The sequence below is a fragment of the Chryseomicrobium imtechense genome (assembly GCF_041475995.1).
In the GTDB taxonomy this organism is placed as follows: domain Bacteria; phylum Bacillota; class Bacilli; order Bacillales_A; family Planococcaceae; genus Chryseomicrobium; species Chryseomicrobium aureum.
The window spans coordinates 40,849-56,293 of the sequence record NZ_JBGOBM010000001.1 but is presented as its reverse complement, the minus strand read 5'-3'; the positions used below and the strand labels follow the sequence as shown (position 1 = coordinate 56,293).

Sequence of the window (15,445 nt, the reverse complement as noted above, 5' to 3'; positions counted from 1 at the left end):
TGGACTTATGGCCAAACAAAAAGAACAACGCGTGCATGAAGTCTTTGAAAAAATCTCTTCCAACTATGATTCCATGAATGCCGTAATTAGCTTTCAACAGCATAAAAAATGGCGTGAAGATACTATGGACGCTATGGCTGTTAAACCAGGATCTGCAGCTCTAGATGTATGCTGTGGAACGGCAGACTGGACAATTGCATTAGGGCAAGATGTTGGCGAATCAGGAAGAGTAGTTGGACTCGATTTTAGTCAAAACATGTTATCTGTCGGACGTGAAAAGACGGCACCTTTTTCTCAAATTGAATTGATTCATGGCAATGCTATGGAGCTTCCATTTGCAGATAATGAATTTGACTATGTCACAATCGGTTTTGGACTTCGCAACGTACCTGATTATAAAAAAGTGTTAAGTGAAATGTATAGAGTGGTGAAACCTGGAGGAATGGTTGTTTGTTTAGAGACATCTCAACCGGATTCAAAACTATACAATAGCTTCTTTCGATTGTATTTCCGTTATATCATGCCGATATTTGGAAAGTTATTTGCAAAAAGTTACGATGAATATTCATGGTTACAAGAATCGCAAAAAGACTTCCCAAATCGACAAGCACTTACAGCACTATTTGAAGAAGTAGGATTTAAAAATGTGACAAGTAAGCCTTATAGTGGAGGAGCAGCAGCTCGGCATATCGGCTATAAGATGTAGTTAGGAATGGTACTGAGTGGACAAGTTGAAATTAAAAGCCTTATATGCCGATTTACGACCTGACCTAGATCAAGTCGAAAAAGAATTGATAACTTCTGTAGCATCCGACGCTCCACTGCTAACAGATGCTTCTTTGCATTTGCTCCAAGCAGGTGGAAAGCGAATTCGGCCTGTTTTTGTATTGTTATCTGCGAAATTTGGGGACTTTTCTATTGAACGCATCAAACATGTAGCTGTTCCTGTTGAATTGATCCATATGGCATCACTTGTACATGATGACGTAATCGATGATGCCGACACTAGACGGGGCAGACCAACAGTGAAGGCCGAATGGAACAATCGCATGGCCATGTATACAGGGGACTTCCTGTTTTCAAAAGCAATTGCTTCCCTTGCGAATATCGAAAAGCCATATGCTCACAAGTTACTTGCTGATACAATGGTCGAATTATGCATAGGTGAGATTGAACAAGTGGAAGATAAACGCTTATATGATTTGTCTGTGAAAGACTATTTGCGAAGAATTCGTCGTAAAACCGCTCTGTTGATTGGTGTATCCTGTGAACTTGGGGCGCTTGCTTCTGAAGTCGATGATAAGACACGCATTCATTTACGGAATTTTGGTTACTACGTAGGGATGTCCTTCCAAATTGTCGACGATATTTTAGATATTGTATCAACGGATGAAATGCTTGGAAAACCAGCGGGTAGTGATTTACTCCTCGGTAATATTACGTTACCGGTCGTCTATGCACGTGATGAGGCAAACGTTTCAAGATTATTAGCACGCATCGAACAAGGAGATACGACAGAAGAGACGCGGCATGAACTGCTCACAGTTCTTCGTAAATCCGAAGGCTTAGAAAAAGCAAAACGACTGAGCAACTTGTATTTAGAGAAAGCAATGAACGAGATGCGTAGCCTTCCAAATAGCCCCGCTAAACGATCTTTGCAAAATATTGCTCTATTTATGAGTAAACGCAAATTTTAATTGAACTTCAGTCAAGACAATGGTACGATTTTAAACGTGTGAAACTTGATTTTAAGGAGCGACTAAAATGGAAAAAACATTTTTAATGGTAAAACCTGATGGCGTACAACGTAACCTTATTGGTGAAATCGTTGGCCGTTTTGAAAAGAAGGGCTTCCAACTTGTTGGGGCTAAATTAATGCAAATCCCAACTGAACTTGCTGAAGAGCACTACGGTGAGCACAAAGAGCGTCCTTTCTTTGGCGAATTAGTAGACTTTATCACTTCTGGACCAGTTTTCGCTATGGTTTGGGAAGGTGAGAATGTAATTTCAACTGCACGTCTTATGATGGGTGCTACAAACCCTAAAGATTCAGCTCCTGGAACAGTACGTGGAGACTTTGCAGTAACTGTTGGAAAAAATATCATTCACGGTTCAGATTCTGCTGAATCTGCTGAGCGAGAAATCGGTTTATTCTTTAAAGAAGAAGAGCTAGTTTCTTACACGAAATCTTCAAACGACTGGATTAACTAATCCGCTAAAAGACATCCATTTGGGTGTCTTTTTTGTTTTTCTAGGTGTACACCATTTCAGATTCACGTATGATTGTGGTATAGTGAAAAACATATACTTTAGCACGTTGAAGGGAGAAAGTTATTTTGCGTTACTTAACTGCCGGAGAGTCACATGGACCTCAACTGACAACTATTATTGAAGGTTTACCTTCTCAACTTGAAATCTCAATTGAAAAATTAAATGATTCATTGCGTAGACGCCAGGGAGGACATGGGCGTGGACGACGTATGCAGATTGAAAAAGATTTAGTCGAAATCACAGCAGGTGTTCGTCACGGGAAATCTCTAGGGTCTCCTATTTGTTTGCAAGTGACAAATGATGATTGGAAACACTGGACACATATTATGGGTATTGAACCTCCAGAAGACGATACAGAAGTGAAACGACAAATTTCTAGACCACGACCAGGACATGCAGATCTTGTCGGTGGGATTAAATACAACCACCGTGACCTTCGCAACGTCTTGGAACGTTCTTCAGCACGCGAAACTACTGTACGTGTTGCTGCTGGTGCGCTAGCAAAACAAATGCTAGAACAATTGGGTATTCACGTAACCGCGTATGTGACGACGATTGGGGGCATTCACGCCGACCGCTCTATTCCAGAAACACTTGAAGCTGCTGAAATCGCAGAGCGTGCAGCAGGTAACCCGGTCTACTGTTTGGATGAAGAAGTATCAAAACAGATGGTCGCTGCAATTGATGCTGCAAAAAAAGCCGGAGATACGATTGGTGGAGTCGTCGAAGTGCGTGTGACTGGAATGCCAGCAGGTGTTGGTAGCTATGTGCATTACGACCGTAAACTCGATGCTCGACTAGCATTTGCAATGATGAGTATTAATGCATTTAAAGGTGTAGAGCTTGGTCTAGGGTTTGAAATGGCCAATCTACCTGGTAGTCAAGTTCATGATCAGATTCGTTACAATGCACAAGATGGGTATACACGTGAGACCAATCGTCTTGGAGGAACAGAAGGTGGTATGTCTACAGGTATGCCATTAGTAGTTCGAGGCGTGATGAAACCAATTCCGACCTTGTACAAACCACTTGAGAGCGTAGATATCGATACAAAAGAAGTATTCAAAGCAAGTATTGAGCGCTCTGATGCTTGCGCTGTTCCGGCTGCTTCAGTCGTTGCGGAACATGTCATTGCTTGGGAAGTTGCCCAAGCGTTGTTAGAAACATTCCCTGCAGATCACCTAGATCAATTGCGAAATGCCGTCAATGAGCGACGTAAGGCTGCAAAGGAGTTTTAAAATGGAACTTACTATTCAAACAGCTAGTGCGGCTTATCCCGTTATTCTGCAAGAAGGGGCAATTCAGTCAATTTCAAACGTGTTGCCTGCTCAGTATGACAGATTGGTCGTATTTGCAGATCAGCATGTCTGGACTCTGCACGGAGAAGAATTTAAGCGACAGCTCGACTTGGAATTCAGTTTACATCTTGTTCGTGCGGGTGAGTCTGCAAAAACACTGACTCACTATGAGCAATCGATGACATTCCTACTTGAAAATGCTGTGTCAAGAAAGTCTGTGCTAATTGCATTTGGGGGAGGGGCTATCGGAGATTTTGCAGGATTTGTCGCAGCGACCTATATGAGAGGGATCCCCTTCATTCAAATCCCAACAACGATTCTTGCACACGATAGTGCGGTTGGAGGGAAGACAGGGATCAACCATAATCTTGGAAAGAACATGATCGGAGCTTTTCATCAGCCTCTCGGTGTTTTGTACGATCCAACTTTTCTGAAAACTCTCCCAGATAGTGAAGTGCGTTCAGGTTTTTCAGAAGTTATTAAACACGCTTTCCTTTCAGATGGTACTTGGTCGAATCACCTCCAAACGATTACTTCTATCAATTCTCTACGCAAATTAGATTGGCAAGCCGAGCTAGCAAAAGGCATACAGGTAAAAGCAAAAATTGTGGAACAAGATGAGAAAGAGGCTTCTGTGCGGAAGTATCTCAATCTTGGGCATACTTATGGTCATGCCTTAGAAGCTCTTGCCGGTTTTGGTCGTCTGAAGCATGGAGAAGCCGTTGCGATTGGTCTTGTTGTAACGTTCTACTTGAGTGGCCTAGAGCAACTCGCGACGAATTGGTTTAAACAACTTTCAAAACTTGGCTACCCGCTAGAAGCTGTAACCCAGTTTTCTATAGAAGAAATTATCACGTATATACGAAAAGATAAAAAAAATAGCGGCGAAGATATCCAATTTGTACTTTTACATGAAATTGGAAAACCGTATGTGAGCACCGTTCATGAAGAAGCAATACGATTGGCTCATGATCGTTTAGTAAACTTAGTAAAGGAGGAGCGAACATGATTAGAGGAGTGCGAGGAGCAACTACGATTCCAGCAGATCAGCCAGACCAAATTCTCATCGCTACTCAAGAACTTGCGATGGAGATGGCCCGTGTAAATTCTATTCAGGCTGAAGACGTTGCATCTGTAATTATTTCTACAACCCCTGATGTCATTTCGGCTTTTCCAGCAAAAGCCGTTCGTACGATTGAAGGGTGGGAGTATGTGCCCGTCATGTGCATGCATGAAATGTCTGTTGCAGAGAGTTTGCCACGATGCATTCGAATTATGATGCATGTCAATACAACAGTAGCTCAAAACCAAGTAGAACATATATACTTGAATGAGGCAGTGACATTGCGCCCAGACTTAGTGAAGAAATGAGGAATTGCAATGAAGTTTAAAAAACAATTAGCGGGTTTACAAGCGTACAAACCAGGAAGAACGATGGAAGAAGTAAAAAAGCAATTTGGTTTAAATCAAGTAATCAAACTTGCCTCTAATGAAAATCCACTAGGATCCTCTCCGAAAGTCCGTGAGTATCTAGCAACACAGTCCATCGACTTTGCCCTCTATCCAGATGGGTATGCGCAGACGATTCGCGATGCAGTTGCAGAACACTTGAATGTAAAACCGACACAACTGATCTTTGGGAACGGGTCGGATGAAGTGATTTTACTAATTGCGCGAGCACTTTTATCTCCAGAAGTGAATACGATTGCAGCGGATATCACGTTTAGTCAATATGCGCACAATGCCAAGATTGAAGGTGCAGATTTCATCGCAGTTGCTTTAAATGAGGATGGTACGCACAATCTAGAAACGATGCTTCAGAAGGTGACAGATCAAACTGCCGTTGTGTGGATTTGCAACCCGAATAATCCAACAGGTTCTTTGACGCCTTCATCCGCTATTTATTCGTTTCTTCAACAAGCACCAAAAGATGTTCTTGTCGTTGTAGATGAAGCCTATTTCGAGTATGTAGACGCAGAAGACTATATAAATCCAATACAGTGGCTTGAAGAATTCCCAAATCTGTTGATTTTACGCACATTCTCTAAAGCATATGGATTAGCAGCATTCCGTATCGGTTACGGAATTGGCTCAGAACAGGTGATTGCGCAATTAGAACCGACACGTGAACCGTTCAATAACACGACACTAAGTCAAGATGTGGCGCAAGTCGCTCTACAAGATCAACAGTTTATTGCACATACAGTAGAACAAAACAAACAAGAAAAACAGCGCTATGTGGCATTTTGTGAAAAGCACGGGCTACGATATTTTCCAACACAGACAAATTTTATATTGATTGATATAGAGCAAGATAGTGATGAAACTTTCCAGTATTTGATGTCGAAAGGATATATTGTACGTAGTGGGAATGCATTAGGACTTCCTGGAACACTGCGTATCACAATCGGCACACCTGAACAAAATAAAGGTCTTCTACAAGAATTAGAGCAATTAGTTTTAAAACAGAAAGTGTGATTGAAATGAAAACGTCAGTAGTTGTGGTAGGACTTGGGCTGATTGGTGGAAGCCTATCACTTGCACTACGAAGAAATACAGAGTGTCATGTGATAGGCTATGATGTCGACGCTAACACGGTCCGAACAGCACGAAGGCTCGATGTAATCGATGAAATGGCTTACTCACTTGCGCGATCCGTTCGTGAAGCGGATATTGTGATTTTAGCGACACCAGTGAACACGACGAAAGAATTGCTTCAAGAAGCTTTAAAATGGACGATGAAACCGGGTGCTTTTATAGTCGACACGGGGAGTACAAAAAAAGAAATTGTGGATCTTGCTAATGAATTAGAATTGCCGTTCATTGGTGGGCATCCAATGGCAGGTTCACATAAAAGTGGAATAGAGGCAGCCCGTGCTCATCTATTTGAGAATGCCTATTTTGTTTTATGTCCATCTAATCAAACTTCCAACGAACAGCTCGAGACATTCCAAAAGCTTCTTGCACCTTCAAAAGCGAAGGTGGTAAAAGTGACAGCGGAAGAGCATGACGAAATGACGGCTACAGTAAGCCATTTTCCACATCTTATTGCATCCTCACTTGTTCATCAGTTGGCAACAAAAGCGAAAAACCCTTTGACTAAGAGGCTAGCAGCAGGTGGATTTCGTGATACGACAAGGATTGCATCTGCGAATCCTGTCATGTGGCGAGATATTACATTGCAAAACCGAGATCAGTTATTAGATCAGCTAGACAGTTGGCTAGACGAGATGCAAAACGTGAGACAACTTGTAGCTACAGGGGACGCTACAGCTATTGAAAACTACTACCTTGAAGCGAAACGAGAACGAGATATCTTACCGATTCATACACAAGGGGCACTTTACAGCACGTTTGACCTGTACATTGATGTACCCGATTATCCAGGAGTGATTTCTGAAGTGACAGGTTTGCTTGCATCCCATAAGATTAGTATTTTAAACATCCGTATTATTGAGACACGGGATGATTTGTTTGGTATTTTAGTGATTAGTTTACAGTCTGATGAAGATCGCGTGCGTGCGATGGAGTGTATTCATCAAGAAACAACCTATGAAACGTATATTGCGTAAGGAAGTGATAGTGTGAAGAGTTTACAACATACTGGTAGATTAAAAGGGACTCTTTCTATCCCTGGAGACAAATCCGTTTCTCACCGTTCAATTCTATTTGGAGCGATGGCAAAAGGTGTGACAACCGTTGAAGGTTTTTTACAAAGTGACGATTGCCTTAGCACTATTGACTGTGTGCGTAAGTTTGGTGTGGATGTCGCAGTAGAAGGCGAATCCGTCACAATAACAAGTGACGGAATTGAGAACTGGGTTGAGCCGGACACAATTTTGTATACAGGTAACTCAGGAACGACAACACGTCTTCTTTCAGGGGTGCTCGCATCGACAAATTTTGCTTCTGTGATGATTGGAGATGAGTCGATTCAAAAGCGCCCAATGAAACGGGTAACAGATCCACTTCGACAAATGGGCGCAGATATTATTGGTAGAAAAGGCGGTAATTTCACACCACTCGCTATTCAAGGTCGCGAACTCACCGCAATTGATTACCCGATGCCAGTCGCATCTGCACAAGTGAAATCAGCCATTCTTTTAGCAGGTATTCGTGCTGAGGGAACGACTATTATTACCGAACTTGAAAAAACTCGGGACCATACAGAAAAAATGTTGCGTCACTTTGGAGTGGAGCTTGATGAACAAGACAAAACCATTTCTTTACGGGGTGGACAAACACTGACACCGGCACACATCGTCGTACCAGGTGATATTTCCTCCGCTGCTTTTTGGCTTGTAGCAGGTGCGATCACCAAGGACTCTGAAGTGGAACTTGCGAACGTTGGCTTGAACCCGACGCGAGATGGTATTTTGGAAGTACTCAAAAATATGGGAGCTGACTTATCATTTGATTCAGCGGACTCTCCTTCTCACGAAGAAATTGGGACACTCAAGATTCGGACAAGTTCCTTACGTTCCACAGAAATTGGTGGAAGTCTAATTCCGCGTCTTATAGATGAGATTCCCATCATTGCGCTTCTAGCTACGCAAGCTGAAGGTACGACTATCATTCGTGATGCAGAAGAACTGAAAGTAAAAGAGACAAATCGAATAGATGCAGTTGTGACAGAGCTGAAAAAATTAGGTGCAGACATTGAATCAACGGAGGACGGTATGGTTATTACGGGTCCGACTCCTCTGACCGGTGGAAAAATAACAACGTACGGTGATCACCGAATTGGCATGATGGGGGCGATTGCTTCCCTACTAACATCGACTCCGATTGAGTTAGATGATCCAGAGTGCATTGCCGTAAGTTACCCTACATTTTTTGACCATTATTCAAAATTGACGGCAGACTCACATTAGAGTCTGTCTTCTTTTTGTTTTCTAGAAATTCGTGTAAACTAAAGGCAAGAAAGAAGTGATTGAAATGACATTAAATGAAATTCTCCGTCAAATCAAGACGGGTCAAAATGATTGGCAAGAACAATTAGAGACATATCTATTAAATGCAGAGCCAGATGAAATTTATCAAGCTTCTGAACAACTCGCAGCGTATGGTTTTGTTGAAGAAGCGATTCGTATGCTCGAGCATCTTGTCTACTTGTTCCCGGAAGAAGAACAGTTAAAAGTAGATCAAGCTATTTGGATGCTCGAGGTAGGTAGAGAAGAACAGGCACTCACAATTCTCCAGGAAATTCCACGACAGTCTGAAGTCTATCCACAAGTACTACTTGCAATGGCAGACTATTATCAAATGACGGGTCTTTATGAAGTAGCGGAACAAAAGTTAGAAGAAGCAACCCGGTTGATGCCTGATGAGCCACTTTTAAAACTTGCCAAGGCAGAACTAAAACGCGAGACAGGTCGATATTTGGAAGCAGCTCGTATCTATGAAGAAGTGTATCCACTCCGTTCAGAACTTCCACATATAGATTTGTCCCAAAAGTTAGCAGAAACCTATTCAGCAGGAGCTGCGTACGAAGAAGCGATTCCTTATTTTAAAGATTCTTTAGCACAGGGGGAAGCTCCTGATAAACTATTCCAATATGGGTATGCGTTGTTCCAGATCGGTGACTATAAAGCAGCGATTGAGCAATTAGACGAAGTACTCGCGGCAGACCCAGATTACTATTCAGCTTATTTATTATCTGCACAAGCTTATGGCATGCTCGAGGAGAACCAATCAGCTCTTGAAAGAATAGAACAAGGGATTGAAAAAGACTCTTTTGAAAAAGAGTATTATCTAGTTGCAGGGAAACTGGCACTTAAATTAGGCCAAGAAGATAAAGCACAACGCTACTTTAGTGAAGCGATTGCTCTTGATCCAGAATACATTGATGGCATTTTACACCTAGTCCATCTTTACATGCATCAAGAAGAGTATGAAGCTGTAGTTCAACTGGCAGCAGATGTTCAAGCAGATGGAGCAACATTGACTTCCCTCTATCCATTCTTGGCACAAAGTCATCATGAATTAGAAAATTATAATAAAGCATACGATTTCTATAAGCTCGCATACACTGAACAAAAAGAAGATGTCTATTTTCTTGAAAAATATGCATACTTCTTACTAGAAGAGGGGAAACGTAAAGAAGCGAAATCAGTCATTGAGCAACTGCTTAGTTTACATCCTCAAGCGGTAGAGTGGCGAGAAATGATAGATAACTTATAGGAGGGACTAGCTATGACTGCTTCGGTAACAGCAAATGAAAAGCGTGATTTTGTGAAATGGTTGCTGTCGAATTTTCAGTTGAAGCGGCGTGAAAGCGTATGGATTTTAAATTACTTGGTGAGTCATGAAGAATTGCTCGAAAATGTTCATTTTGTTGAAGGGGTGGAACATTGTCCCCGTGGCATGATGATTTCGACTACGTCATCTACAGGTGCACCTTTCCGCTTCTATAAAGGAACAATCGTATCAGCAGATGCTGAAAAATCTTTTCATGATATGCGCTTACATCCAGATGAACCAATGTACATCGAGTTAAAATTCCCAGATAAGAAACGTATTCCCCAGTTCATTGCTGTATTGGAAGACAACCCATTCTTGCCAATGAATGAAGAACTGAAAAAGATGGATCGAGTAACAGCAGATCAAGTGGTCGACAGCTCCTTAAAGCACTATCAACTGTTACAACTTGAAAAAGCAATTGATCGAGCACTTGATGCGCAAGACAGAGAGCTATTTGCTAGACTTTCTAAACACTATTATGAGTTGCAGTCGGAGGTTGACTAAATGTTTTATAACGGAAAAGACAGTACACAGTTCCTTCAACAAACAGAGTTTATTGACACAGCTCTTGTACCCTTGATTTCAATTGGATTGAAAAAAGAGACGCTTCATAATGCAGCGTCTCAATCCGATTATGTGTTATCACTTGTGAATGCATTGGAGAATCAGTTTAAAGGGAGAGTTGTCGCTTTCCCTTCTTTTTGCTATGTCGAAGGACAAGAGAAAGAAGACCTGTATGGTAATTGGAAGCTAGCTTTTGAGAATTCACCATTTAAACATGTTTTATTTATCACTGGGGATTCAGAATGGCTAGCAATCGATGATTCTGTGCTGTGGACACCAACGATTCCATTGGATTCAATGGACGCAAAAATGAAAATGAAAATATTGGATGATCAAGTGCGTCAAATCATTCCTCGTATCGCTGAAAAATGGTCTACATAACGGCATTTCTTTATTTTTCAATAGGATTCAACAAATGTTCACAAACTGTCGAATTCACCCCTAGCCAATATTGATTTTATTGCTAGGTTAAAGTATCATTGAACTGTCCTAGTATTATTTTATTCACGCAAGTATGTCCTTTGGACTGACCTTTACGTTAGAGGGGGGAAACCGATGAGCAACAACAAAGTAACAAGACGTCAATTTTTAAGCTATACGCTTACTGGTGTTGGCGGATTCATGGCTGCAGGTATGCTCATGCCAATGGTTCGTTTTGCAATTGACCCTGTTCTTCAGAAAAAAGATGGTGCAGACTTCGTTCTTACGGATCTACCTGTCGCTGATATTACTGAAGAACCGACTCGTGTCGATTTCAACTTCGAGCAAATTGATGCATGGTATTCATCAGAAGTAACGAGCACGGCATGGGTCTATAGAGATGGAGACACAATTGTTGCCTTATCTCCTATCTGTAAACACTTGGGATGTACAGTAGGCTGGGCGACTGACAGCGCACATCCAAATCGATTCTTCTGTGCTTGCCACGCAGGATTGTATGAAAAAAATGGGCAAAACGTTCCAGGAACACCGCCACGTGGTCCGCTAGACATGTATGAAGTACGTGAAAGTGCAGATGGACTACTTGAGTTAGGTCCAGTTGTTCCGAATACATTAGTGTAATAAAGGGGGTACGACATCGTGCTGAACAAGATTTATGATTGGGTAGATGAGCGTCTCGATATTACACCAATTTGGCGTGACATCGCAGACCATGAAGTTCCTGAACACGTAAACCCTGCACACCACTTTTCGGCGTTTGTGTATTGTTTCGGAGGATTAACGTTCTTTGTTACAGTTATTCAAATTCTTTCAGGTATGTTCTTAACAATGTACTATGTGCCGGATATTGAAAATGCATGGAACTCTGTTTATTATCTTCAAAATGAAGTGGCATTCGGAGAGATTGTTCGGGGTATGCACCACTGGGGAGCATCGCTAGTTATCGTTATGATGTTCTTGCATACATTGCGTGTTTTCTTCACAGGTTCGTATAAAAAACCTCGTGAATTAAACTGGATGGTAGGAGTAGGAATCTTTGGTATTATGTTAGGCCTTGGATTTACGGGTTACTTGTTACCATGGGATATGAAAGCATTGTTTGCAACAAAAGTAGGTATTGAGATTGCAGCTTCGGTTCCATTTATCGGTGGAGCAATTAAGACATTGTTAGCAGGGGATGAAGTAATCCTTGGTGCGCAGACACTTACACGTTTCTTCGCAATTCACGTATTCTTCTTACCAGCAGCATTGTTCGGATTATTAGCAGCTCACTTTATCTTAATTCGTCGTCAAGGTATTTCAGGTCCACTATAATAGGTTAGTGGAAAAAGAGGATAACAAGGAGGGGACTTCATGCATCGCGGAAAAGGTTTAAAATTCGTGGGTGACTCTCGTGTTCTGCATCCATCTAGCCGTAAGAAAAAGGGACCTAAAGATTACTCTGAGTATCCAGGGAAAACAGAAGCGTTTTGGCCAGACTTTCTACTAAAAGAATGGTTGATTGGTTCTGTATTCTTAGTAGGTTATCTAATTTTAACGGTATCGCATCCAGCACCGCTGGAGCGTCAAGCAGATCCGACTGACACTGCATATACTGCATTACCAGACTGGTATTTCTTATTCTTATACCAACTTCTGAAATATGAATTTGCATCAGGACCATATAACATTATTGGTGCAATCATTATTCCAGGTATCGCATTTATGGCACTACTTCTTGTACCGTTCTTAGATACGTCGAAAGAACGTCGTCCATTCAAGCGTCCTCTACCAACTGGCTTTATGCTTCTTGCAATCGCGTCTATGATCTTCCTAACATGGGAGTCTGTAGTGAACGTAGATTGGGATGCAAAACGTGCAGCAGGTGAGATTCGTGAAGAAGTAGCTGTAGAATTCGATGAAAACTCCGAAGGCTATCAATTGTACTCCACATCGTCCTGTATAGGATGTCACGGGAATGCCTTTGAAGGTGGGCTTGGACCAACGCTAGTTGGTACTGGTCTATCAGCTGAAGAGATTTATGACATCGCTGTAAACGGTGTAGGTACTATGCCAGCTGGAACTTATCAAGGAACAGATGAAGAGCTTCAAAAGCTTTCTGAATTCATCTCAACTTTAGAACCAGCAGAATAATACTTCTAAAAGAGAGTCAGTCATGACTCTCTTTTTTTTATCACTTGATGAGAGGACTACGAGTTATGATGACACTCATTCGTTCCGTATTGTATGCAAAGCCGTTTATGTGGCTGTTGTTTGTTGTGAACTTACTGGGTACGATTTACGGGTATTATTGGTATAAAGGACAATTGTCTATCACGGAACCCATCTACTATATTTTCGTTCCGGATAGTCCGACTGCAAGTTTGTTTTTCACACTTGCCTTATTAGGCTGGCTGTTAGGGAAGAATTGGCGACTAATCGAGGCGTTAGCTCTAGTCACGCTTGTAAAGTATGGGTTATGGGCAGTTGTCATGAATTTGCTGACCATTGGAGTAGATGGACCCATCGGACCTGTCGGATGGATGCTTGTGATTTCCCATTTTGGGATGGCCGTTCAAGCGATTCTTTATTTCCCGTGGTACCGCTTTGGCTGGATTTCATTGAGCATTGCAGCTATTTGGACACTGCATAATGATGTGATTGACTATGTATTTGGGCAGATGCCTATTTATCGTTCACTTCTCGAATTTTCATCACAAATCGGCTATTTTACATTTTGGTTATCAATAGGATGTATAGCACTCGCCGCTTGGAATATAAGTACGAAGCGATACATGACATTTGATAATTTGATCAAGAGTCGATAAAATAGAGGTATATCAGAAAAGAGGGGGAAAACAGTGGGTTTTCTAATTTACTTTGCTGTCCTATTAATTTTACCGCTTTATGCACAATTTAAAGTGAAGAGTACGTATAAACGGTACTCAAAAGTTCGATCAACATCTGGTATGACGGGTGCACAAGTTGCACGCACGATACTAGATGCACACGGTCTACAAGATGTTCAAGTCGTTGAGAGTAAAGGATTTTTAAGCGATCACTACAACCCGATGACGCGTATCGTTGCTTTATCGTCTCACAACTTTCACGAGGCATCTGTAGCGGGAACTGCGATTGCCGCACACGAAGTTGGACATGCGATTCAACATAAAGAAGCGTACTCGTTCTTAACAATTCGTCACAAGTTAGTACCTGTTGCGAATATCTCTTCGAATGCTTCTTGGATCTTTATTCTAATTGGTATTTTATCGACAATACCAGAAATGCTATTAGTCGGTATTGGTTTACTTGCAGCTGGTGTAGTTTTCCAACTTGTAACTTTACCAGTTGAGTTCAATGCCTCAAGTCGTGCCATGAATGAAATGGTCAGTCTGAACCTAATTCGCAATGAAGAAGAACGTCATGCGAAGAAAGTATTGAATGCAGCAGCTATGACGTATGTAGCAGCAGCGGCAGTAGCAGTACTTGAGTTACTTCGTTTGATTCTAATCTATACAGGTATGCAACGTAGCGAATAAATAAAAACTGCTCAGAGCATTTTGCTCTGAGCAGTTTTTTTATGATTTACTCGGCATTTCTGGACGAGCCTGTTCCACTTTTCTTATTGTCTAGTTCCACAGGCTAGAAATACACTCCCAAATCAGTCGCACCCGCAGAGACGAAAAGAGTCTCTACGGGCACGCCAGATTTACTCGGCATTTCTGGACGAGCCTGTTCCACTTTTCTTGTTAATCAAATGGCTTTTTATTCTCATCTAGCGTAAAGCCCTCGCCCATGACGTCATGTACATCCACTATCGAAACGAATGCATGTGGATCAACAGAAGTAATAATACTCTTTAATCGAACAATCTCGTTTCGACCGATGACACAGTAGAGCATTTCTCGTTTCGCTTTTGAATAGAACCCGTGCCCATCCAGTACTGTCACGCCGCGGTCCATTTCTTTACCGATACGCTCTGCGATTTCCGCCTGGTGATCAGAGATGATAAATGCCCCTCGACCCGAGTAAGCACCTTCTTGCACGAAATCAATGACGCGAGCACCGATAAATACAGCAACAAGTGTATACATCACTGAACGTTCGTCTAAGAATGTTAACCAGGATAGTAAAATAACTCCTGCATCGAATAAGAACATTGTCTTTCCCATACTCCAGCCGACGTATTTGTGCACAAGTCGCGCCAAAATGTCCACGCCACCTGTTGTACCTCCGTACCGGAAAATGATTCCAAGTCCCACTCCGACAAAGACTCCGGCAAACAGTGAGGCTAAGAATAAATCGTTTTGTAAGCCGATTTGTACTTCATACACTTGAAAAATCTTTAAAAATACTGAAACACTGACAGTTCCAATCAATGTGTACAAAAATACTTTACGACCCAAGAGCTTCCAGCCGATAATAAACATTGGAATATTTAATAATAAGTTCATGAGTGCAACGTCCCAGCCAAGCACAAAATAAAGTATCAATGTGATTCCTGAGAATCCACCTTCTCCCAGTTCATTTTGGATATTAAAATGAACAAACCCAAAGCTGAAAATCGCAGCCCCGAGCATGATAAAGAAGATGTTTTTAAATTTTAATCCTAATTTCATTCCATCCACCTCAATCCTCATTATCTGTCA

General features: G+C 41.7%; 18 protein-coding genes. 17 read left to right on the top strand and 1 reads right to left on the bottom strand.

All coding sequences use genetic code 11. From position 1 onward, the window contains the following. Window positions 1-7: 7 nt before the first annotated feature. From AB5N96_RS00290 to AB5N96_RS00210, 17 genes are all read left to right on the top strand, one after another. Complete coding sequence (locus AB5N96_RS00290) at window positions 8-706, top strand: demethylmenaquinone methyltransferase (RefSeq protein ID WP_204589151.1); 699 nt, start codon at window positions 8-10, stop codon at window positions 704-706. Between the two features lie 16 nt (window positions 707-722). Then, window positions 723-1,697 carry a polyprenyl synthetase family protein gene (locus AB5N96_RS00285; RefSeq protein ID WP_499704376.1) on the top strand — a complete coding sequence of 325 codons (975 nt, stop codon included), beginning with the start codon at window positions 723-725 and terminating at the stop codon, window positions 1,695-1,697. Window positions 1,698-1,764: 67 nt separating this feature from the next. Continuing rightward, the gene (gene ndk / locus AB5N96_RS00280; RefSeq protein WP_204589153.1) at window positions 1,765-2,211 is read left to right on the top strand and encodes a nucleoside-diphosphate kinase; all 447 of its coding nucleotides are present in this window, start codon (window positions 1,765-1,767) and stop codon (window positions 2,209-2,211) included. A 125-nt stretch (window positions 2,212-2,336) separates the two neighbouring features. Continuing rightward, window positions 2,337-3,509, top strand: coding sequence for a chorismate synthase (aroC, locus tag AB5N96_RS00275; RefSeq protein WP_204589154.1), 1,173 nt, complete (start codon window positions 2,337-2,339; stop codon window positions 3,507-3,509). 1 nt (window position 3,510) lies between these two features. After that, window positions 3,511-4,578, top strand: coding sequence for a 3-dehydroquinate synthase (gene aroB, locus AB5N96_RS00270; protein ID WP_499704375.1), 1,068 nt, complete (start codon window positions 3,511-3,513; stop codon window positions 4,576-4,578). After that, window positions 4,575-4,940, top strand: coding sequence for a chorismate mutase (aroH, locus tag AB5N96_RS00265; protein WP_204589156.1), 366 nt, complete (start codon window positions 4,575-4,577; stop codon window positions 4,938-4,940). Before aroB ends, aroH begins: the two co-directional genes overlap by 4 nt. A 9-nt stretch (window positions 4,941-4,949) precedes the next feature. Then, window positions 4,950-6,047 carry a histidinol-phosphate transaminase gene (hisC, locus tag AB5N96_RS00260; RefSeq protein WP_499704374.1) on the top strand — a complete coding sequence of 366 codons (1,098 nt, stop codon included), beginning with the start codon at window positions 4,950-4,952 and terminating at the stop codon, window positions 6,045-6,047. A 5-nt stretch (window positions 6,048-6,052) separates the two neighbouring features. Then, window positions 6,053-7,141 (top strand): prephenate dehydrogenase, encoded by a 1,089-nt coding sequence (locus AB5N96_RS00255; protein WP_204589158.1) that lies wholly within the window; start codon window positions 6,053-6,055, stop codon window positions 7,139-7,141. A gap of 12 nt (window positions 7,142-7,153) precedes the next feature. Then, window positions 7,154-8,443, top strand: a complete 1,290-nt coding sequence (gene aroA / locus AB5N96_RS00250; protein WP_392456430.1) for a 3-phosphoshikimate 1-carboxyvinyltransferase — start codon at window positions 7,154-7,156, stop codon at window positions 8,441-8,443. Between the two features lie 64 nt (window positions 8,444-8,507). Beyond that, on the top strand, window positions 8,508-9,752 hold the full coding sequence (locus AB5N96_RS00245) for a tetratricopeptide repeat protein (RefSeq protein WP_499704373.1): 1,245 nt from the start codon (window positions 8,508-8,510) through the stop codon (window positions 9,750-9,752). A 12-nt stretch (window positions 9,753-9,764) separates the two neighbouring features. Then, window positions 9,765-10,316 carry a ReoY family proteolytic degradation factor gene (locus tag AB5N96_RS00240; protein WP_204589161.1) on the top strand — a complete coding sequence of 184 codons (552 nt, stop codon included), beginning with the start codon at window positions 9,765-9,767 and terminating at the stop codon, window positions 10,314-10,316. Continuing rightward, complete coding sequence (locus AB5N96_RS00235) at window positions 10,317-10,757, top strand: DUF2487 family protein (RefSeq protein ID WP_499704372.1); 441 nt, start codon at window positions 10,317-10,319, stop codon at window positions 10,755-10,757. It abuts the gene before it with no gap. A gap of 174 nt (window positions 10,758-10,931) precedes the next feature. Then, entirely contained in the window at window positions 10,932-11,438 is a 507-nt protein-coding gene (locus AB5N96_RS00230) for a QcrA and Rieske domain-containing protein (RefSeq protein WP_499704371.1), read from the top strand. Between the two features lie 18 nt (window positions 11,439-11,456). Beyond that, entirely contained in the window at window positions 11,457-12,131 is a 675-nt protein-coding gene (gene qcrB, locus AB5N96_RS00225) for a menaquinol-cytochrome c reductase cytochrome b subunit (RefSeq protein WP_204589164.1), read from the top strand. 39 nt (window positions 12,132-12,170) lie between these two features. Further along, window positions 12,171-12,950, top strand: coding sequence for a menaquinol-cytochrome c reductase cytochrome b/c subunit (locus tag AB5N96_RS00220; protein WP_204589165.1), 780 nt, complete (start codon window positions 12,171-12,173; stop codon window positions 12,948-12,950). A 65-nt stretch (window positions 12,951-13,015) separates the two neighbouring features. Further along, window positions 13,016-13,624, top strand: a complete 609-nt coding sequence (gene lhaT, locus AB5N96_RS00215) for a lipoprotein heptaprenylglyceryl N-acetyltransferase LhaT (protein ID WP_392456442.1) — start codon at window positions 13,016-13,018, stop codon at window positions 13,622-13,624. 33 nt (window positions 13,625-13,657) lie between these two features. Then, on the top strand, window positions 13,658-14,335 hold the full coding sequence (locus AB5N96_RS00210; RefSeq protein ID WP_204589166.1) for a zinc metallopeptidase: 678 nt from the start codon (window positions 13,658-13,660) through the stop codon (window positions 14,333-14,335). Window positions 14,336-14,545: 210 nt separating this feature from the next. On the opposite strand, the gene AB5N96_RS00205 is transcribed toward AB5N96_RS00210, so the two are convergent. Next, entirely contained in the window at window positions 14,546-15,415 is an 870-nt protein-coding gene (locus AB5N96_RS00205) for a YitT family protein (RefSeq protein WP_204589167.1), read from the bottom strand. Window positions 15,416-15,445: the final 30 nt, after the last annotated feature.